This is a genomic window from Mycobacterium sp. D16Q16 (assembly GCF_002013745.1).
In the GTDB taxonomy this organism is placed as follows: domain Bacteria; phylum Actinomycetota; class Actinomycetes; order Mycobacteriales; family Mycobacteriaceae; genus Mycobacterium.
The window spans coordinates 1-20,020 of the sequence record NZ_MAEY01000017.1 but is presented as its reverse complement, the minus strand read 5'-3'; the positions used below and the strand labels follow the sequence as shown (position 1 = coordinate 20,020).

21 protein-coding genes are annotated in these 20,020 nt (G+C 63.2%); 9 read left to right on the top strand and 12 right to left on the bottom strand.

Annotation, left to right across the window (positions count from 1 at the left end; all coding sequences use genetic code 11):
* Nucleotides 1-5: 5 nt before the first annotated feature.
* Together B4394_RS17695 and B4394_RS17690 are read left to right on the top strand one after the other, a co-directional pair.
* Entirely contained in the window at nt 6-1,988 is a 1,983-nt protein-coding gene (locus B4394_RS17695) for a glycosyltransferase (RefSeq protein WP_078315836.1), read from the top strand.
* A 12-nt stretch (nt 1,989-2,000) separates the two neighbouring features.
* Nucleotides 2,001-3,029 carry a glycosyltransferase family 4 protein gene (locus B4394_RS17690; protein WP_078315835.1) on the top strand — a complete coding sequence of 343 codons (1,029 nt, stop codon included), beginning with the start codon at nt 2,001-2,003 and terminating at the stop codon, nt 3,027-3,029.
* Here B4394_RS17690 and B4394_RS17685 read toward each other — a convergent pair.
* Nucleotides 2,994-4,088, bottom strand: coding sequence for a glycosyltransferase family 4 protein (locus B4394_RS17685; RefSeq protein WP_176138334.1), 1,095 nt, complete (start codon nt 4,086-4,088; stop codon nt 2,994-2,996). The two genes, B4394_RS17690 and B4394_RS17685, sit on opposite strands and share 36 nt — an antisense overlap.
* Before the next feature lie 42 nt (nt 4,089-4,130).
* On the opposite strand from B4394_RS17685, the gene B4394_RS17680 reads away from it, so the two are divergent.
* Complete coding sequence (locus B4394_RS17680) at nt 4,131-5,165, top strand: glycoside hydrolase family 6 protein (RefSeq protein WP_176138333.1); 1,035 nt, start codon at nt 4,131-4,133, stop codon at nt 5,163-5,165.
* Here B4394_RS17680 and B4394_RS17675 read toward each other — a convergent pair.
* Nucleotides 5,162-6,292: a class I SAM-dependent methyltransferase gene (locus tag B4394_RS17675; protein ID WP_286142107.1), complete on the bottom strand. Its 1,131-nt coding sequence runs from the start codon at nt 6,290-6,292 to the stop codon at nt 5,162-5,164. The genes B4394_RS17680 and B4394_RS17675 overlap by 4 nt on opposite strands.
* On the opposite strand from B4394_RS17675, the gene B4394_RS17670 reads away from it, so the two are divergent.
* Nucleotides 6,281-6,838 carry a dTDP-4-dehydrorhamnose 3,5-epimerase family protein gene (locus B4394_RS17670; RefSeq protein ID WP_078312487.1) on the top strand — a complete coding sequence of 186 codons (558 nt, stop codon included), beginning with the start codon at nt 6,281-6,283 and terminating at the stop codon, nt 6,836-6,838. The genes B4394_RS17675 and B4394_RS17670 overlap by 12 nt on opposite strands.
* Nucleotides 6,839-6,843: 5 nt before the next feature.
* Here the strand turns inward: B4394_RS17670 and B4394_RS17665 are convergent, their stop codons facing one another.
* The 5 genes from B4394_RS17665 to B4394_RS17645 all read right to left on the bottom strand — a co-directional run bounded on the left by B4394_RS17665 (nt 6,844) and on the right by B4394_RS17645 (nt 11,113).
* On the bottom strand, nt 6,844-7,869 hold the full coding sequence (locus B4394_RS17665; RefSeq protein WP_078315823.1) for an NAD-dependent epimerase/dehydratase family protein: 1,026 nt from the start codon (nt 7,867-7,869) through the stop codon (nt 6,844-6,846).
* Complete coding sequence (locus B4394_RS17660; RefSeq protein ID WP_078312489.1) at nt 7,866-8,519, bottom strand: PIG-L deacetylase family protein; 654 nt, start codon at nt 8,517-8,519, stop codon at nt 7,866-7,868. The genes B4394_RS17665 and B4394_RS17660 overlap by 4 nt, the downstream gene beginning before the upstream one ends.
* On the bottom strand, nt 8,516-9,304 hold the full coding sequence (locus B4394_RS17655) for a glycosyltransferase family protein (protein WP_078315822.1): 789 nt from the start codon (nt 9,302-9,304) through the stop codon (nt 8,516-8,518). The genes B4394_RS17660 and B4394_RS17655 overlap by 4 nt, the downstream gene beginning before the upstream one ends.
* On the bottom strand, nt 9,301-10,563 hold the full coding sequence (locus tag B4394_RS17650) for a class I SAM-dependent methyltransferase (RefSeq protein ID WP_078312491.1): 1,263 nt from the start codon (nt 10,561-10,563) through the stop codon (nt 9,301-9,303). Before B4394_RS17650 ends, B4394_RS17655 begins: the two co-directional genes overlap by 4 nt.
* A 73-nt stretch (nt 10,564-10,636) precedes the next feature.
* Entirely contained in the window at nt 10,637-11,113 is a 477-nt protein-coding gene (locus B4394_RS17645) for a nuclear transport factor 2 family protein (RefSeq protein WP_078315831.1), read from the bottom strand.
* Nucleotides 11,114-11,260: 147 nt separating this feature from the next.
* On the opposite strand from B4394_RS17645, the gene B4394_RS17640 reads away from it, so the two are divergent.
* Complete coding sequence (locus B4394_RS17640) at nt 11,261-11,632, top strand: hypothetical protein (protein WP_078315821.1); 372 nt, start codon at nt 11,261-11,263, stop codon at nt 11,630-11,632.
* A gap of 6 nt (nt 11,633-11,638) precedes the next feature.
* On the opposite strand, the gene B4394_RS17635 is transcribed toward B4394_RS17640, so the two are convergent.
* Complete coding sequence (locus B4394_RS17635; RefSeq protein WP_139360276.1) at nt 11,639-12,178, bottom strand: hypothetical protein; 540 nt, start codon at nt 12,176-12,178, stop codon at nt 11,639-11,641.
* 377 nt (nt 12,179-12,555) lie between these two features.
* Between B4394_RS17635 and B4394_RS17630 the strand changes: the two genes are divergently transcribed.
* From B4394_RS17630 to B4394_RS17615, 4 genes are all read left to right on the top strand, one after another.
* A complete protein-coding gene (locus tag B4394_RS17630) occupies nt 12,556-13,383 on the top strand; it encodes a serine/threonine-protein kinase (RefSeq protein WP_176138332.1) in 828 nt (275 codons plus the stop codon).
* Entirely contained in the window at nt 13,383-14,531 is a 1,149-nt protein-coding gene (locus B4394_RS17625; RefSeq protein WP_078315818.1) for a hypothetical protein, read from the top strand. The genes B4394_RS17630 and B4394_RS17625 overlap by 1 nt, the downstream gene beginning before the upstream one ends.
* A gap of 921 nt (nt 14,532-15,452) precedes the next feature.
* The gene (locus B4394_RS17620) at nt 15,453-15,674 is read left to right on the top strand and encodes an excalibur calcium-binding domain-containing protein (protein ID WP_078315817.1); all 222 of its coding nucleotides are present in this window, start codon (nt 15,453-15,455) and stop codon (nt 15,672-15,674) included.
* Between the two features lie 283 nt (nt 15,675-15,957).
* Nucleotides 15,958-16,698: a hypothetical protein gene (locus B4394_RS17615; RefSeq protein ID WP_078315816.1), complete on the top strand. Its 741-nt coding sequence runs from the start codon at nt 15,958-15,960 to the stop codon at nt 16,696-16,698.
* A 135-nt stretch (nt 16,699-16,833) separates the two neighbouring features.
* Here the strand turns inward: B4394_RS17615 and B4394_RS17610 are convergent, their stop codons facing one another.
* The 4 genes from B4394_RS17610 to B4394_RS17595 all read right to left on the bottom strand — a co-directional run.
* Nucleotides 16,834-17,481 carry a hypothetical protein gene (locus B4394_RS17610; protein WP_139360275.1) on the bottom strand — a complete coding sequence of 216 codons (648 nt, stop codon included), beginning with the start codon at nt 17,479-17,481 and terminating at the stop codon, nt 16,834-16,836.
* Between the two features lie 34 nt (nt 17,482-17,515).
* Nucleotides 17,516-17,971 carry a hypothetical protein gene (locus B4394_RS17605; protein WP_078315814.1) on the bottom strand — a complete coding sequence of 152 codons (456 nt, stop codon included), beginning with the start codon at nt 17,969-17,971 and terminating at the stop codon, nt 17,516-17,518.
* 9 nt (nt 17,972-17,980) lie between these two features.
* Entirely contained in the window at nt 17,981-18,472 is a 492-nt protein-coding gene (locus B4394_RS17600) for a hypothetical protein (protein ID WP_286142106.1), read from the bottom strand.
* A 33-nt stretch (nt 18,473-18,505) separates the two neighbouring features.
* Nucleotides 18,506-20,020: alpha/beta hydrolase (locus B4394_RS17595; protein WP_217697774.1), on the bottom strand; the 1,515-nt coding region annotated here is incomplete at its 5' end.

Sequence of the window (20,020 nt, the reverse complement as noted above, 5' to 3'; positions counted from 1 at the left end):
TCGACATGGCTAGGAAAAGACACAAGGAGCTCAACCGGGCCTACCTGCCGGCCCCTCGGGTCAATGAGGTGCACGGGGGTATCGCGGTGTGCATCGTGGCGTACCGCCGTCCGGATCTGCTCGAGGACTGCCTGCGCTCCTGTCACGAACATCTCGGCGATCTGCCGGTGCACGTGTGGGACAACTCCGGACCGGACTACCCCGGAATGGACACGGTGCGGGCGATGTACCCAGATGTGCACTGGCACGGCACGGGTCACAATCTGGGATTCGCCGCCGCCGTCAACAGATTGGCCGACTTCGCGCCGGGAGCACATCTGCTGTTGCTCAACCCCGATGCCATCGTGACGGGGCCGCTCACGCAGACCCGCGCCCGGGTCACGCTCGATGCCGGGGTGGCCGCTGCCGCACCGCCAATAGCGTCCGCCACCCCGCTTCCCGGCGAGTCCCTGTGGGATAACGGACATCGCGCTCCCACCTTGCTGCGGGCACTGGTGTCACGCGCGGGCTACGCGCCGGCATTGCGCGGCCGCGCGATCTCGGAGCTGTACCGAACGCGCCCCACCGACGTCGACGGATACCTCACGGGTGCCTGCCTCTTGGTCAACCGGCGGACCTGGAATGAGATCGGCGGCTTCGATGAGGAGTTCTTCCTGTACGGCGAGGAAGCCGATTGGCAGCTCCGTGCTCGGTCAGCGGGATGGCGGCTGATTCTTGTCGATGAACCCGGTGTCACGCACAGCGCCAAAGGGACCGTCGCCGGAGATCGGCAGCGCGGCATCCGTTCCGACGATCTACTGCGGGCCAATATCGCGTTGACACTCGAACACTCGAGGGGAGTGCGCACGGCCGATCTTTACCTGGCCGGAACATCCGTGCTGGACCGGATACAGCCCGGGGCCCGGCGCGCGCGCACCACGCGGATCAGAACCGGTGGGGGACGCCCGCAGATAATCCTGACCACGAATCGGTTGGTGTACGGGGGAGCCGAACGCCAGCATGTATTGCTCGCCACCGAACTGGACAGGCGCGGCTACTCCGTAACCATCGCGTGCATGCAGCGACTCGGCCCGTTGGTGGCCGAGATCCCGCCGACTGTGCGGGTGGTCCGCCAGCCTTGGTGGTGTCCCGCCTTTGAGACCGCCCCCGGACCTGCCATCCTGGTATCGGGGGATACCAACACCGAGACCGGGTCAGCGACTCTCTGGCGCGCAGCCGGACGGCAACGCAGATGGCTTGTGGCGGCCCACATCCCGCCTGAGCTGAAAACCGGAACATACTCGGCGCCACTGGCGGCGGCAATGAGCCGGGCCGACGGATTTATCGCGCTATCGCGGCGGCACTGGGAGGAGGTGTCGGCCCATCAACGGGTGGGTACACGTTTCTTCACCGCACCCAACGGGGTGGTCAGCCGCCGAGAACTTCCCGAGAGCGCGCCCGGGCGCCCGGTGCCGAGCAGCCCGTTGCGTTTCGTGATGCTGTCCCGCATCGTCGAACACAAGAACCCGCATCTGCTGGTGGAGGCACTGAGTGGATTGGCCGAATACGATTGGCAGCTTTCCATTTTCGGAGATGGACCCGACCGCGAACGTCTGGAAGCGCTCACTCCCGAGGCGGTCCGTGACCGTGTGCGGTGGAGGGGTTGGTCTCCAGGACCCGAGCATGCGTTGGCCGATTGCGATGTGCTTTGCGTGCCCAGCCGAAGCGAGGCATTTCCACTGGTGATCCTCGAAGCGATGGCGCGCGCCGTACCGGTCATCGGCTCCGCGGTGTGCTCGGTCCCCGACATGCTCGACAACGACAGTGGCCTGGTGGTCGACCCGATCGACGTACCGTCGTGGCGCGCCGCGCTCAGAGACGTCCTTGCCGCCCCCGAACGTTTGACGGCAATGGGGCGCAATGGTTTCGAGCGCATGCGCGATCTGTACACGATCGAGACGATGGCGGACTCGTACGAGCAGGCCTTTACCGCGGTGCTCAAGGACTGAGATCAGATGAGAATCCTGTGGCTATCGCCGTGGATGCGGCCATTGGCACGCGTGCATGCGGAGGCCCTGCGCGGTCAGGGCGCTTCGGTGCTGTTGGTGACCTCCGACCAGCATCCCGAGTCCGGGCCGGCACGGGACTATGAGTTGGTGCTCGAGCCCTCGCTCAAGGATCCGGGAGGGTGGGCGTCCTGGGTGCGCGCGGTGCCGAAAGTCCGGGCGTTCCAACCCGATGTGGTGATCACCGAGCTGGTCCGCGATCCGCGTTGGCAGATACTTGGCGCCGGCCGGCCGCGGGTGCTGCTGATTCACGACGATCGGCCACACGACGCGTCCGAGGCGGTATCTCGATGGCGGCGTACGGCGTTTCGCCGATGGGAGGCGACCGCGGCGCATCGCGTGGCGTTCAGCCACTACGTGGCGCAGCACATCACCCCGCACGCTTCATCGCCGGTCGGCGTGGTTCCGCTCACCAGTGATCTTGATCCGCACCGTGTACCACCCCTCACTCCGGCCAGCGGACGTCGGGACTTCGTCCTGATCGGGCGTCTCAACGGATACAAGAACGTCGACCTCATCCTGCGCGCGTGGGAGGCTCACGTCGCGGGTCCGGCATGGCGCGGCGATCATCTCGTGCTGATCGGCGACGGAGACATCAGGGGCACCCTGCCGGAGTCGGTGCACTGGATTCGTGGTCCATATAGCTACAGCGATGTGCTGCAACCGCTTTCCCAAGCCAAGGCCTCGGTTGTGCACTATCGGCAGGCCTCGCAGAGCGGGGTACAGACGCTCTCGATGCAGCTGGGCGTGAACGTCATCGTCTCTACCGAGGGTGCCTTGGCCGAGTTTCAGCCGCCCGGTGAGGTCGCCTTGGGTCGTGATGACGCCCCCGGTCTCACCGCGGCGTTCGACCGGCACGCCGATCCCGCGGTTGCCGCAGGCCTCGGCGGGGCGGCGCGGGAGCATTACGCGCGGAACTTCACCGCAGATCACGCGGCGGCCAAGCTCTTAGCGATCTGCGAGCGACTTCCACATCCGCACTAGCTGCGCCTCCCAGTCTGCGATGTCGAGACCGCGCACCGTCTCACGCCCGGCGGCCGCCAGCCTGCGGCGCTCCTGCTGATCTGTGGTCAGCCGACTGAGGGCCGCGGCCAGGGCATCGATATCGCCGGGCGCCACGAGCAGGCCGTTCTCTCCGTCGCGCACGACCTCGGCAATTGATCCGACCGGCGAGGTGATCACCGCGACTGCCGAGGCCATGGCCTCCAACAGCGCCATCGGCAGGCCCTCCGCATAGCTCGGGAGTACGAAGATGTCCGCACCACTGAGCAATTCGGCACCCGACGCCGCATCCAGCCAGCCGTGCACGGTGATCACATCCGCGACACCGGCCGAAGTGACCGCGGTGCGCGCCTGTTCCACTTCACCGTCGCCGGCAAGGTGGATATGCAGTGCTGCGCGAACCTCGGGTGCGAGCGCCGATGTCGCCCGGATGATGTCGTATGTGCCCTTGCGCCGACCGAGCCTGCCCAGGCTTACCGCCGTCAGGATGCCGCCAGGTGAGATCGCGGTCTGTTCGGGGATGCGCACCGGGTTCCGCAGTACAGACACCCGAGAGGGATCGAGCTGCAGACAGGCCGTGTACTCATCGGCCAGGTCACGTCCAAGAATGATCCACTGATCGGCGCGTAGTCCCCATCGCACGCCACGTTGCACCGCGGCCCGCTGCTCGCGGTACCACCCGGCGAAGTCGAAGCTGTGCGCATGGATGAGTGCCGGTACCCCCCGAAGGCGTGCGGCCCATAGCGGCACTGCTTTGCGGGCGACGCTGCCGCCGTGACCGAGATGGACGTGGAGGACGTCGACGTGCCCGGTGAGGACGAACCATGACGACACGATCATTCCGCGCACGCCCACCCACAACCAACGCCACCGCGCGGCGTCCACATAGGTGGGCACCACCCGCACCATCACCGCGGGGTCAGTCAACGCCGCCATATGCGCCATGACGGTTGCCATACCGCCGCGGCTTTCGGGACTTGCCGGGGCCGGTCCAATGGCCAGGACGCGCACGGGCGCGGGCGCTGGATCGGTGTTGGGCACGGGCCAAGTGTAGAGCTCAATGGGTCTGTATCGTTCCCCGCTGTGACCGGAGCGGCAGCAGTGCGAGACAGCCGTCCACGGTGGCTGTGCGCGACGGCGCTCGCGGTGTTGAGCCTGATAGCTGCGATGGTGCTGACACGCGACTCCAGCAAGTTCGAACATCGCAGCGCCGCGGACACCGCGGCGCACCGACTCGATACCGGCCCGCTGGTGCCGGGTGCCCTCGACGTGCACTGGTGGGTACGCGACCACCCCGATGACGCGCGCGCCGGGGCAATCCGGGATCGGATCGCCCGGTACCCGATCGCGATGTGGGCGACCGGCAATGACGAGGACGACAGCCGAAACATCGCAGACATCGTCACGCGGGCCCGCGATGCCGGTGGCACCGCGCAGTTGGTGCTGTACAACATTCCCGATCGCGACGACGGCTTCTCGGGACCGCACCACGCAGTCACGCCCCAGGTGTACCGGGCATGGGTCGACCGGGTGTCCGAGCGCGTGGGCGACGCACGGCTGGTGCTGATCGTCGAGCCCGACGCCCTGTGGTTCGCCGATCGACAATCCCTGGAGGGCACTGATTTTGGCGATCGGATCGGCTCCCTCCGGTATGTGGTGGATACCTTCTCGGCGCGGAACGCCAACACGCGCGTCTACATCGACGCCGGAACCTCCTCGGGTTCGGTGACGCCGGAGCGCATGGCGGCACTGCTCGCCAAGGTCGGCGTCTCCGATCACGTGGGGTACTCCGTCAACGTCTCATCGTTCGCCCCCACCTCCGAGATCACCGCGTACGCGCAACTCATCAGGGCGGCGTTGCAACAGTGGTTCGGCATCCCTGATCCACGCTATGTGGTCGACACCTCGCAGAACGGCAACCCGGACTGGAACTTCGACTGGTGCAACCCCGCTGGCCGTGTGCTCGGGACACCGCCTGCGGTGCTGGGGCGTCCCGACGGTCTGGACATGAACCTCTGGATTCTCGCGCCGGGCAGCTCAAATGGCCCCTGTGGCGCCGCGCCCGACGCACCCGGGGGACAGTTCAGCCCGGCCCTGGCGACCGCGCTACTGCGTTAGCACAGCCCAGTCACCCAACGGCCCTCCAGCTCCGGAAAGCGCAGGCGCACTTCCGCATACAGATCCGGCAGGGTAAGCAGCACGTCGGCGGGGTCGGCAGCCACCAGATCGGCGGGGGACACGATCGGGATATCGGTTCCGGGCATACGTCGCCCCTGTTTGGCTACAGATGCGTCGGCGACCGCCACCACCGAGTCCGTCGTCAATCCCGCCCGGTGAAACAGCGCGACCGCGCGCGACGGCGCCCCATACGCATACACCGTCTGTCCGGACTCGTGTCGTTCATCAAGCCAGCGGGTGAGCCGCTGCACCTGCTCGTCCACCGCGTGCTGCAGCTGGGCGAAGCCGCCTGAATTCTCGGCGCCGTGTGCCTTCTCCCGTGCCAGAACCCGTTCCACGGAAGGCGGAGCCGGGTGCCCACCATGCCGCGCGGCCACCATCAGGGTGCCGCCGTACAAGTCGAACTCCCATACGGCTACGACGGACATACCCACATCAGCAAGCATTCGGCGCAGCACGGTCAGCGAGTAGTACGCAAAATGTCCGTGCCGCAGCGAGTTCCACTGACCCAGACTCAAGATCGTCTCTATCGAATGGAATTGAAGAAGCAGCACACCCTCTGCGCTGGTGCGGCGGGCGCGCAGGCCGATCGCTTTGGCCTGATCTTTTGCGTGCATCATGCCGAAGCTGTCCAGCACCAGATCTGCGGGCTCAGCAGATGCGATCTCAAACCCTTTGGGAACCAGCAGGTTCAGCCAGCTGCCGCCATGGGGGCTGGCGAACTCGTACACGGTGCGTCCGGTGAGGAGGCCGGCGGCCTCCGCTCGGGCAACCGCGTCGGCGGCCTGGTCCCGCAGGGCTTGCGGCTCGACGGCCCGCGGCTCCTCGGTGTCGGTATCGTCGATCTCGAGTTGTGCGAGCGCACAGTCCGTGCACAGCATCATCGCCAGTGGATGCAGCGTGTCCGTCGCGGGTGTGCTGGAGGCGGAGGGGAAGTGATCGGCGGCTGGTACGGCGCCCAGGTCCAACACCCGGTGCAGCGCGTGGCCCTGGCAATAACGACACCTGATCACCGTTGGCACCACAATCTTTGCGCGGTACGGCAGTATGGCGGAGTGCGCATCCACACCACCGAAATTGACGGCGTACTGCTGATGGAGCCCACGCCACACCAGGACGACCGCGGGTTCTTCACCCGGACATTCGACGCCGCGATTTTCGACGAGTACCAGCGTGCTGCCGGAGCGGCGGTGCGGGCCGCCGACTTTCTGCAGGATTCCCAGTCACGTTCGCGCCAGGGCGTATTGCGCGGTCTACACGGACGTTCCGGCAATGGGGAGAGCAAGCTCATCCGCTGTGCGCGCGGCGCCGTCTTCGATGTGCTGGTCGACGCGCGACACCACTCACCGACCTTCGGACGTTGGCAGAGCTTCACTCTCGACGATTCCACCCTTGGGCACCTATTCGTCCCGGCCGGCATATTGCATGGCCATCAAGCGCTGACAGAGTGGGCCGACCTCTGTTATCGCATCGACCGGCCGCACGACCCCGCTGAGGATGTCTCGGTCGCCCATGACGATCCCCAGCTCGGCATCGACTGGCCGCTTCCGGTCACCGTCATCAGCGCCAAAGATGCTGCCGCCGGCAGCTGGGCCGCGTTGACCGGACGCTGACCGGTTCACCGGGTGACCGGTCGCAGAGTGTCGTCAACTGCTCCCGATTCACGCAGGTTCTTCAGATGCGCGAGCCGGGTGAAGGATTGCCGGAACATCGATTCGGTGAGATGGCCGGCGGCGCACTGCTCGTAGAGCTCCTTGGCGCCTGCCTCGATGGACCATTGCGCGTGGTAACCGGGCAGTGCTGCCCGTATCGCGGAGAAGTCGACGCGATAGGAGCGGGGATCCGCGCCCGTCTCTCCGGTGATGGTCAGCGTCGAGTTGGGTACGGCGGACACGGCCGCTTCCGCGATCTGTGCGACCGTCTGGTTGTTCTCCTCGATGCCGACGTTGAATGCCGCGCAATGAATCACGTCCTGAGGAGCGGTGAGGCATTCCAGGAATGCGGCGCCGATGTCGCGGGCGTGTACCAAAGGACGCCAAGGTGTTCCGTCGGAAAGGACGCGGACCTCGCCGGTGAGAACGGCGTTGCCTACCAGGTTGTTCAGCACGATGTCGGCGCGAAGTCGGGGTGAGTAACCGAATGCCGTTGCGTTGCGCAGGAACACCGGCGAGAAGTTGGAGTCGGCGATAGCGGCGACATCATCCTCGACGCGAACCTTGCTCTCCGCGTACGGAGTCAAGGGCTTCAGGGGAGCGTTCTCGGTGACCAGATCATCGCCCGCCGACCCGTACACCGAACATGTCGAGGCGTAGAGGTAGCGGCTCACTCCGGCATCCTTGGCCAGCCGCGCCAGCCGCACGGAGGCGTGGTGGTTGATGTCGTAGGTAAGGTCCGGCGCCAGCGCGCCGAGGGGATCGTTCGAGAGCGCTGCCAGGTGAATCACCGCATCGAAACCAGCCAGCTGATCGACCGTGACGTCGCGGAGGTCGACGGCAATCGACGGCGGATCCACCAGTGCCGGGCCCAAGACGCACTCTGCGAAGAGCCCCGAGTCCAGGCCGACAACGTCGTGACCGGCCTCGGCGGCCATCTGCGACATGACGGTGCCGAGATAACCCTGATGACCGGTGACGAGAACCTTCACTGCGTTGCTCCTAGAGAGATCGTTGCTTTTTCCAGTACGAACGCTTCGGCGTACCGGTGGCGGCACTGCACACCGCGCACTCGTGCCAACGCGAGAAAGGTCTCGTGATCAAACCAGTCATGCGGTCGCTGAGACGGATAGTGCGTGTAGATGAGATCGGCCTTGCTGTGGGCGATCTCATCACTGAGTGGCTGAAAGACGGTGGGTGTCGGGGTGTCCGTCTCCCATTTGATGATCTCGTAGCCGAGGACCAGATGGTCGCGAAACTCGGTGGGCGCCAGGGTCGCCAGCAGCCGGTGGTCCTGATGGGCGTCGTGGCGCTGCGGAGCGAAGACCACCGAGGCCGCGGACTCACGGCGAAATGCGGCCAGGGCGTCCTTGATCTGGTTCCAGTGCGCGGGAGCCCGTCCGTCGGGAAAGTCGAGCACGTTGACGGTGACCTCGGCGCCGGGACACAGCGCCGCCAGCGCGGCCCGCTCCTCGGACTCCCGTTCGGTTCCGCCGCCGGTCAGCACGAGGGCCCGCACGCGCAAGCCGGGCCGGCGCGTGGCCATAGTCAGTAGCGTGCCGCCCATGCCAATCGCGATATCGTCGCAATGGGCCGCCAGTAGCGCGATGTCATCAACGGATCCGGTGCCGAGTTCAATCACGTGGTGGCGGGCTCCTGCTCCCAGACCATCCACGGGCGCACACCCTTGCGATAACCCTCGTCCAGTTCGGCACGTTCCTTGAACGTGTCGGCCGGCTTCCAGAATCCGTTGAACTTGTAGCCGAACATCCTGCCCTCTTTGGCCAGCGACCCACAGGCGTCCTCGACCAGGTCGCCGCCCGCGGGCAGATAGTCGAAGACATCTTGAGAGAGCACGAAGTAGCCGCCGTTCTCCCACATGTCGAGTTTGGAGACCGCGGTGATATCGGTGATGGAGCCGCCCTCATTCACATCCACGGTGTGGAAGGACGATTGCGGCGGAACCAGAAGCATGGACGCGGCGGCTCCGGAATCCTGGAACTTGGCCACTAGATCATCAAGGGGAGCGTTGGTCAGAACGTCGGCGTAGTTGGCCAGGAAGTAGCGATCGTCGCCCAGGTGGTGGCGGACGCGTCGGAGCCGTTCACCGATGGGCGACTCGGCGCCGGTGTCCGCGAATGTAATCGTCCAATCGGCGATATCCGATTTCAACAGCCGCACCTGACCTTCCGCCAGGACGAAATCGTTGGACTGTGCCTCGTTGTAGCCGAGAAAGAAGTCCTTGATCGCTTCGGCGCCGTAACCCAGACACAGGATGAATTCTTTATGTCCGTGGTACGCATAGTATTTCATCACATGCCAGATGAGCGGCCGCGGCCCGACCATCTGGAGAGGCTTGGGAATCACGTCGCCGGCGTCGTTGCGCATGCGCATTCCAAAGCCGCCACAGAAAAGCACGACCTTCATACCGATGCTCCTTCGGGCTCAACGTGCGGTTCCACCACATGCAGCTGGGGCAGCGGATAGACCAGCTTTCCGCCCCATTCGCCGACATGGCGCAATTGACTGGTGATCTCGGCTTCCAGATTCCACGGGAGCACAAGCACCACATCGGGTTTGTCTTCGTCGATGCGCTCGGGGGAGTACACCGGGATGCGGGTGCCGGGACTGAACATGCCTTGCTTGTACGGATTCCGGTCGACGGTATAGGCCAGAATGTCGGTGCGGATGCCGCAGTAGTTCAGCAAGGTATTGCCCTTGCCGGGTGCGCCGTAACCGACGACGGTCTTGCCCTCGGCCTTACAGGTAAGGAGAAATTGCAGAAGTTCCAGGCGGATTCGCTCGGTTGTCGCGCGGAATCGTTCATAGCCAGACAGTTCGTGCAGGCCTGCCTGCCGTTCCAGTTCCAAGACTTCAGCGACCGATGGTGCGATCTCGGGCCGGCACTCGCGAGGGCGCGCCCAGACCCTTATCGAGCCACCGTGCGTATCAAGGAGTTCGACATCGACCACTTCGAGATCGCCTACGGCAAGCGCTCTTTGGGCAGCCAACACGGTGTAGTACTGGAAGTGCTCGTGGTAGATGGTGTCGAACTGGCCAAGCTCGATGAGGTTCAGCGCATGGTGCACCTCGATGCTCACCCAACCGTCGTCGGCGACCAGTCCGCGCAGCGCACGGGTGAACCCACGAAGATCGGGGATGTGCGCGTACACATTGTTCGCGGCGACGAGGCGGGCCGGCCCGTGTTCGGCGCGAACGCGGGCGGCGGTGTCCTCGTCGAGGAAGGCCGTCAGCGTCGGAACGCCCTTCTCTCGCGCGGCGTGCCCGACATTCACCGAGGGCTCGATACCGAGGCAGCGGATTCCCGCGGCGACCGCATGCTGAAGCAGGTAGCCGTCGTTGCTCGCCACCTCGATAACGAAGTCGTCGGCGCTGTCCGGGGAAAGCCCCAGGCGTGCAATGGAGTTGCTGACATATGTACGCGCGTGGTCGACCCAGCTGTCGGAGTACGACGAAAAATATGCGTACTCGGTGAAGTTGTCCTCGGGGCTAATCAGAGCAGGAATTTGCAGCAACATGCAGTTCCGGCACAGCCTCAGATGCAGGGGGTAGGTGGGCTCCGGCAGATCCAGCTCATCGGCGTGCAGAAACTTCTGGCAGGGCGGGGTGGCACCCAGATCGACGACGCTGAGCAGCTCCGTCGAGTCACACAGGCGGCAGCGCACCGGTCCCTCCTTAGCCAGCTATGTGGAGTACGGATGTCTCCAGACCCGGCGATAGGGTACCCGGTTCTCGGCGCTACTGCGACCAGCGGTTCGCAATCAGGTTGAAGCCGATGTCCTTGGTGTTCTGCATCGCCTCGTAGAGGCGGTAATAGGAGATGTAACTGATCCTCCATTTACCGTCCGCATCACGGCGGTAGCGGTCGGTGTAATACGAGGTACCGGTGATCAGGACGCTATGCGCCGGAACGATGACGACATCGCTCATGGCCCAACTGCCGCTCGCGGTGTCGCCGTCGACCTGGATCTCGGGATGACTCATGGTGTGCACGCTGGTGATGTCGGTGGTCAGCGATGACCGCATGTAGTCGACAACGCCGGTGCGCGACGTGAACTCGAGGGGCGCACCATGCACCGCGGTGCCGTACGTCGCCTGAACATCCTCGGTGAGGGTGTCGGCGAACTCGTCCCACAACTTGTTGTCGAGGGTGCGTGCATAGCGGTACTTGAGCTCGGTGATCTCGTGGATGTCGACGAGTGTTGCGAGGGTCATGATTGCCAGTAGTAGCACGTGAGGAGGCGTCGCGTGCGGCATCGGCAGGGGTTAGACATGGTGTGCGGTTCCTACCAAGATCATCTGCAAAAGCTGTGTGTGGGAGTACATTTGTCCTATATTTGTCCGCCCGTTGAAGAGGTGCCCATGAACTCATTCACTCGTCTTGTTGTGGCGCCTGCGGCTGGCGTCCTGGCTGCTGCCTTCGTCGGATTCGGGGCTGTGGTGGCGTCAGCTGATCCGTCTCCGGCACCTCCGGTTCCGGGCGCACCCAACTCGCCGTCGCATGGATCGCTGGTCGATCAGCCGAGCAACGACGGCAACAGCGGCTGGGGCTACCTGCCCGGCGGCGCCGGGGCCCAGTGCGAGAACGCCTGGGTGGTGTGCGGTTCCGACAACAACCCACCCGAATCCAATATCGCCCCCGGACATGACGACGACGGCGGCTGGGTCAGCGCACCCGGCGAGACCGGCTCCGACTGCGAGAACCCCGGAGTCAACTGCACCGACGTCGGCTAGGCGGGGTCAATACATCTGGCCGTAGGCCATCGACACCCAGCTGTGCTGACCGGCGGCTCCTTGCACCTTGATGGTGTGGGGAGCCGCCGGATTTGCCTTGACGGCAAGAAGCATCACGATGACCCCGGGCTTGCCGGGATCGTCGCCGCATATGCCGCCGCCGGGTACCGGGTTGTTGTCCAGCGCGATGTTCACGGCCGGGCCGCCGGTGCAGAGGGCCGCGATGTAGGCCGCTGGACCCGACGCTGATGGTTGGGGCGCTACCGGGATGTCATAGCTGCCGGTGCCGTCCTTCGTGGCGGCGATGACGGGGTTTTGCAGGCTGCGGAAGGTATCGCGGATACGTTTGGCCGGGTCGTCCGCATCGGCCTTGGCGGTCGGCGAGAGGGAGGTGGACCGGGGGATGGTCGACACGGCGAAGGTCTTCGTGGTGGCGGTCGACGACGCTGTGTCCGATACGCGGGTAATACCGGACGATGTTTGGCAGGCCGCCACCGCAGAAGCGCACACCATAAGCGTCAGCACACCGACAGTTGCTCGGTTCATGCGGGGAATCAAAGCATGACGGCCGCGATTCGCGGCGCCCTTGGTCGAGTTCGGACTCCATATCGCGGAGCGACGGCGTGGTCTTTCTGGTGCCCTCGGTGAGATTCGAACTGAAAATGAGCGCTGCGGCCGACCAAGAGTAATGCAGCGAATTGGTCGCTGAAATGCGGTTTCTCAACAGCCGAGTTCATCCGCGATCAACCGCAACGAACCGAGTACGTAGTCGCGATGCAGTCGTGCCGAACTGACGTTTGACTCTCATCGCCTAAGAGCGACCGGGCGACCCATACAGAGCATCGCGGAGATGACCGAAGGGGCAGTTGATACTGGAGTGAGTCCCAGTGACAAGGGTTAATCCTGTGTGTTAAATGTGCGCTATGGCGGATCTCCTCGTTGATGCCTGCGCCGCGTTAAACGTAAGCCCAGTGCGCTCGCTTGTGCCTGGTGGGCAGAAGCAAGTGCACGTTGTTGCAGACGCCGCAGGAAGCGAGAGCGTTCTAAAACTCATCGACCTAGGGCAGGCGAGTGACCCGGCCGCACTTCAACGCGCGCGCCGCGAGGTCGAGCTACTTCGAAGCGTCGATCATCCCAATCTGGTGAAAGTTGAGAGTGATCTAAGGGAACTCGATGCACCGCCCGTCGCTGCTTTCTGGTTGGAAGAGTATTTGGACGGCCGGGACCTCCGATTTTGTGGATCGGGATGGCCTGCAGATCAACTGATCGCACTAGGTAGAGATGTCTCATCGGGCCTTGGCGCATTGCACGCGATCAAGGTGATCCACCGAGACTTGAGTCCGGGAAACGTCCAACGGCTAGCGAGCGGTCGCTTCGTCGTGATGGATCCAGGCTTTGCCAAACACACACTGCGTAGCGGGTTAACGGTTGGCGGCCAGCCAGGAACGCCGGGCTACATGACGCCGGAGCATCTCCAGGCATATTCCGGCGCGCCCACGGCCGCATCTGACGTATTTGGCTGCGCGGCCCTCGTCTATCTTGCCGCTACCGGCCAGCCCCCAATCCCCTTTAAAGGCGATGATGCCGAGTACTTGCGTCGGCTGCGGACAGCTCAACACATTCCTCTCGCCGACGCGCGCCCCGACCTCCCTGCCCCCTTGGTCGATCTGATCGAGCGTGGGTTGCACGCACAGCCTGCTCGACGATTTCGGAACGGCTCCAAGCTCTCTGACGCGTTTGGGGCTTTCTGATGGCGGTGATGATCCAGGACACCGCCAGAAACAATCTGGTCCGATGGACTCTGAACGCGATTCGAGGTGGATACGCCACCGGCGCGTTCCTGTCACCGTTCGTCTCGCCGCGAGACTCCACGGGCTTCAAGCGTTCCGCGATTGATACGTCCAACGCAATCAGAACTGCGGGTGGCGAATTCTGGTTCGACCCTATGACGTATGCGCTGGACATGCCTCGTGCTGGCGACTTCCGGTATTACTCGGGCTGGCCACTATGGAACGGCAGCACGGGGGATCTCGGCACACGAAAGGCAATGCGACAACATGTATCCGCCGTGTTCGCACTCCAGGATGAATTGGGAAGTGCCCGACTCGCCCCCACGGTTCTGGTCTCTTACCCGGACACTCCTAAGAGCCGCCAAGCTCTAGATCTTGCAGAGACGGCCATGGGAGTCAATCCCAGGTCATGGTTGACAGTTGCTGGGGATCAGCAATTCTGGGCTGCGGGGGCCGAACTGGATGCGCACATTGGCGCCTTGGACCAGTGCGAACCAGATGGCTGGTTGTTTGTCGTTGCCCGGAACGACACATCGATGCCCCCATCCGCGACTGCCGAGGAAGTTTTTGGGCTGATGCGTTCGACCTTCTCGCTAAGTCAAGACCGGCCGGTCCGCGTGGCGTTCGGGGATGTGGCGGCGCTGCCTGCGATCGCGGCCGGAGCTTCATCGCTGGGCACCGGATGGGATATGCGCCAACGGATTTGCGCATACCAAGACTACGAAGACAGAGCCGCTGACGGCGGCGGCGGCGCCTGGTATCAGCGGCCCACACTTCGAGGTCTACTAGGGGGCCTGTCCAACAACGAGTATGAAACCCTCGCGTCAGAACACCCGAATCGGACCGCGCGACTGAGCCCCGGGACGATCGCACCGCAGCCAGAAAGCGCTTTCCGACATCATGCAACAGTGCTGGCGGGCTTAATCGACTCGCTTAGTCCTTTGAGCGGGCGGCAGCGGGTCGACTTCCTTCGCGAGAGTTATACAGTCGCGCTCGGTGAGTGGCCAGTCGTGCAACGTGTGACCGGGGCGAAAATTGGCCCCGGTCGCTGGATCTCCCCGTTCCTCGACGGGCTGGACCTCTTCAGAAGCTCCGAGGGATGGACCTGACGCAACGGCAGCGTAGAGAAACTCGAATCCAAGCGTGCGCCGCGCCGCGGAGGGAAGTCGTCTACGCGGACGAACCAGCCACCCATGCTCTGTGTACAAGCCAGCGCCGTCCGCCGTCACCTCTGATACTGCACGCTGCGCAGCCTTTGGACCTGCGTTGCCAAGAATCAGCACATAATTGTCTGCCCACGTCCTGTAACCCCGTCCCTGTATCAGGGCTCTTTGCCAGTTCTTGACCTTGGTCTCAATCGCGAATAGAGAGCCGGAAGGCTTCATTCCTGGCGCCGATAGAACGGCTCCCGAGCCTGTCAACATTGCAGCGCCCACGCGGCGTAGCCGGGTAACTGTGCGCTCGACGTGCTCCACAGACCACCCCGTTCGGCGTACTAGCGAAACCACACTAAGAGCACGCGTGGGGCTGAGTAGCGAAAGCACTGTGCAGTCGATATCCGACAGCACCGGTGGTACACCGGCTGACGCCCGAGCTGCTTGCCAATCCTGGCCCCCTATAAGAGCTACAAAATCAGGCACACCTAGTGGACTCGGCATCTCAGCGACGAGAAGAACATCACCGATCGGGCCGGGCATGGAAGCGGCAACGTCAGTTGCGAAGCCGTGGAGATCGCGCTCCTCGATTGCTTCGAAGCGCCGCCCGCCACGTGACGACGCAGGTTCGATCAAGCGGACGCTTCTCAAATGCGTTACACGCTCCAACCAAGAAGAAACTACGGGCGGCATCCACATTAGTCGGTGATCCTCGATCTCTGGACCGCTGGACGGGCGGCGAATGATTCTGGGGCTCTACCATCGCATCTCCGCCGGTATACACGCGCAGGCCGGTCAGAACTACTCGGACACTGAACACGCGTTGATCTTGGTAACTTCTGTGTCTTCACAGTCGCTTCACAGAAGCAGGGGGCAATGATGGGCACGGTCTCGCCACGTCGTTTGTTGGGCGCTGTTGTCGCGGCGGCGTTAGCCGTATCGCTACCGGTAGGGGTGGTGTCGGTGGCATCGGCTGATCCGCCGTACGCCAGCTGCAAAGAAGCCCACGCGGACGGCAAATACAACATTCCGCGCGGTGCACCCGGCTACTCGGCCAAGCTAGACCGAGACGGGGACGGCCTAGCCTGCGAAGGCTAACTTGGTAACTGGTCGGATAAGTAGGAAGAACAAGTAGCCTCTTAGGGGAGCTTCCGTTGGTCCAACTCCTTGCTTGGCCGACACCCTACGGGCCCTTAAGTCGCAGACATCGCCTAAGCGCGCTGGATGCACCCGTGAGGGTTATCCGGTGTGTCGGCTATCGCGTTGTCAGTGCTGCCGGGTATTAGTTGTCTTGCTGTAGCTGGTGTAGCTGTGGCAGGAAGTCGCCTACGCGGGGGCGGTAACCGCCTTTACTGACCGCGAGCGACGGAGACGAGTCGACATGCCAGAGTGGGTCGGGTGGGTAGCGTGGGTGCTGCTGTTCTTCCTCGGTGTCGGGCTAGCGTTAGCCGGGGCGGTACTCCTATTCAAAGGGAACGTTCTCGATAAGGCACACCCGACTGAGATAACTTGGGGGGACCGCAAATTCAGTACTACCAATATCGGTATCGGAGCAATAGGTATCGGCGTTATTCTTGCGGCGGGAATGTACCTTTTCAAACCCGATGTAGCCATCAAAAGTGACGCTCAGTCAGTCGCCCCGGCGACCGTGACAGTTACCAGACCCCTACAAGCACCCGAGCCGACCCTGACCGTTCCTGATGTTTCGACGTCCGTAACCGCGACACCCTCAGCGTCTGCCTTACCCAATAGCGCCTGTGGCACACCGTCCGGGCCGTGGTGGGTTGAATCAGACGGCCTACGTATCGTCGTCACCGATGTCACCTACCCGGTGCCCAGAAAGTTGCGGTTCACGTTACGTGTCGAGAATAACGACAGCGACTCAGTCAATATAGATTCGCATAACGTTCTTGTCGTGGATAGCAACGGCAAGCAATACGAAACTGAGGGCTTAGGTTTTCTCGGGATAAACGTTATGGGCGGGCAAGTAGTCCCAGCCAAAATGGACCTAGCGACCCAATTACAAGGATCTCCTGCCACCGTCGAACTCCGCTTCAACCTCAGTCACAGAATGGACGGTTACAAAACCTTCGCACTCTGTGTCCCCGTGCCACCGCAGTAACAGCCCTGTTCCGCTGCCTAGTCAGTCTTAGGGGGTGGGGAGGTACCCCTAAACGTTCGGGGGTGCATGCCTCACTCGGCCAGCGCCCGCTCTCTCTCTGGCTAAAACGGCTGCTCAGGCACCTGTCAGCGGTCCTTAGGTTTGGGGTGGTGTGTCGGTGGGTTCGTAGTCAAAGACGAGTTCACCGGAGGGCAGCGTCCGCAGCACCTTTTGCGGTTCAGATGACACAGACATTGGGGGAATGGGTGTGGTGTGGGGCAGCTGGCGGATACGGTCGGCGTATTCGTTTTCGATGACTTGGATTGCGGCTTTCATGCGCTCTAGGCGCTGCTGATAGGCCTTAGCTTGTTCGGCGCGTGCGATCTTCTCGGCCTCCAATTGGACCCTGATTTCAGGTTCGGTAATGGTGCCCAAGACGGCCCAGTCCTTCCCATCGGCCACGGAGGTGAAGTCCTCGGCGCTCACGTCGTAGTCTTCCAATTCGATACGGTTGATCACGGCTGCGAGGGGGTGCCAGCGTTCGAACACGCTGTGCCCGCCCTCGCGGGCGACTCGGCCCGCTTGCTTTAACACTTCCAGCATGTGCAGCACAGAACGTGTCCAGTGCTCAGCATCGCCCATGAACATCTGCAAGGTCGGTGTGGCATCTGAGGGAGTGGCATCGGTAATCGTGCGCAGACGCGCGTCGAGTTCGTCTATCACTTCCAGGAAGGCCACCCCGATCTGCCGGTGCCCCATGTCGCGTTGCACCTGCTCACGTCGCGCAGCCAGCATGCCGTGCATCGAATGCAAAGCTTGGATCATGGCTCACCTGGCCTTATCTGCCTCGTTGCAGCGGATCCGCTGCCGGATCCCACTCTTGCCCATCTGAGCCGACATTACGACGCTTGAGCGTTGGCGTCGGCGGCCGAATCAGTTGCTTCAACCCCGCCAAATCCACATACTTGGAACGCAATTCACGCACACGCCCCGCCAAGACCGCATCACCGGACACGTCGGCAGCGACTCGGGCGTAAACCATGTCCAGCTGCCGCAGGGCTTCCACGTACGCGCTGGCATACGCCCGCTCAATGGCTCGGCTCAGCGCCTCTGGTTCCACGTTGGCCGTTTCCGGGCTCAGGTTCAGTTGTTGCAACTCGCCACGTACCGAGACCGTCACCGTGCCAACACTGGTGGCCGGGGGACGCTGAATCTCCGCTGTCCCGGCAACCTTGTCTACCCAGCCGCCCAACCACGCAACAAGATCATCACCAGTCAACTCATCGAAACCCATAGCGATTGGTCAATCACGCTGCGGCTGTTCGTAAGACTGCGGCCCGTCTTTGGTGATGATCGATGGCATCACACCACCGTAGGACGAACCAGAGGCGGGGAAGAAGGGCGACGTCCATGTCAACGCGACTCCGCCATGGATGCCCCGGCGTATGTCGAAGTGGTACCCATCAGGTGTGTGGCCATAGGCGGATTTCTTTTCGGGTATGTCCGAACCGACAGAATCGATCCATCCCCAGGAGTCCCATAGTTTCACGAAGGCGTCGAACACATCATCACCCGTGAGGTCATCGTATCCCCACACCCAATAGCTGACGTAGAGATTCCACGAGCCGTCAGGCCCAATAGGTCCACTCGACGCACCACTTGGCCTTCGTCCTGGGCGTTCAAACCCGGCTGTCCAACCGTCAGGTAGGTGTTGAAGGGTGTGAACAATGTGTTCAACAGTGCGCTGCCGCGCCAGGGCATCCGTGAGGTCCGGGTGAATCTGTGGTGCGGTCATGTCATATCCCATGATAGTGATTTGCGTCCATTGCTAGCGTCTAATGCCTGCGATGATTTCGCCGATGATTTCCAGGCTTCGACTGCCAGGCTCCCAGTAGGCGTGGGTGTGGGCATTGATGTTGACGGGCAAGTGTTTCAGCGGCCATGGTCCCGTCTTTTCGCTGATCCATTCGGGGTGTGCTCCGAAGTCGTCTTTGTAGGTCAGGCGGCCGTGTCCGATTGAGGTGCGATCGGCTGGCCCAAGGATGCGGATCGGGTCGTTGGGGTGGATTAGTCCCCATACGGGTGCTGATCCCGGTTGTAGTGGGATGCCTTGGAGTATGAGTTCTTCGACGGTGCGTGCGTGCATTCCCGCGCCGCCGAGGGTGACCAGTGAGTGTGCGTTTAGTCCGGTGCCTTGGGCGGCTTCGCCAACAACAACTGCACCGTAGGAGTGTCCGATCACGGTGCGGTGCGCATCGTTCATTTGATTGGTGTGGTCGAGGCGATCGAGGAAGTCCCGCAGTCGTGGTGCCCCGGCCTCGGCGAAACCGTCCCGCGCCGCACCTGGGAGAAGCGATTGTGGCGCATGGTAGTTCTGCCAATCCACTACTGCGGCACGCCCCTCACCCTCCAAATCAATTTCAGCACTCAACTGAAAGCGTTGGGCGACTTCCATGTAGCCGGTGTCTTTGACGCTCGGGATGAGTTTGGTTGCGTCGGTAAATGTTCCGGGCACCAGTACGCCGGTGTGTGAGGCTAAGTCGGGGTTGCCGACCGAGGTGATGGACCGCCCGTCGGGCTCGAACCCGAGCAAGTACCGCCGCTCGGGCAAGTCAGGGTGGTTTTGAATGGCTTCTTCGATGCTGCGGTATGCCTCGTTTCCGGGCATGCGTTCGCGCCAATGACTGAGTGCGTCGCGGGCGTACTCATCACTGACCGAGACCGGCAGGCGGGCTTTCTCGCCGAACATGGGGTCTTGGCGGAACAGACCTGCGCGTTCGGTGGGGCCCAGGTGGTCCCACATTTCACGTAGCCGCGCCGGTTCGATGGGCCGTTCTAGCTGTCCGTCTAGGACTTTCTGTATCCATTCGGGCCGCTCGCCGTGTGCCCCGAGGAGGGCACCGTTGTCGCCGGGTGGTGGTTTTGGCGGTTCGCCGCCGTCATGTCCTCGCCCTGCGGTCCCTGGTGCTGTCTCCGCAGGCCGCTCGGGTCCGAGTCTTCCATTGGCCGCTGGTCGTTCGGCGGGAGCAGGTGCGGGTTCGTGTGCTCTGGCTGCTGCCGGGGTCGCTTCGCCCGGTGTTGTCTTGGCTAGGGAGGGTTTGGACTCCACCGGTGCGGGCGGTTCATGGAGTGGTCGGTTGGGTGCCAGCGGTTCGCGGATCGGTTCGCGCAGCGGTGTGATGGTGGACGGTTTGACGGGTTCCCCGTGCGCGGCGGGGGTACTGGGTGCGTGAGGGGTGGCGGGTGGCGCCGAATGCGGCGGCGCTGCTGGCCCGGCTGGTGCAGCGGGGCCGGACGGTGGTGTTGTCGGGGGCGTGTGTTCGCCGGTCGCGGGGGTGTGGGC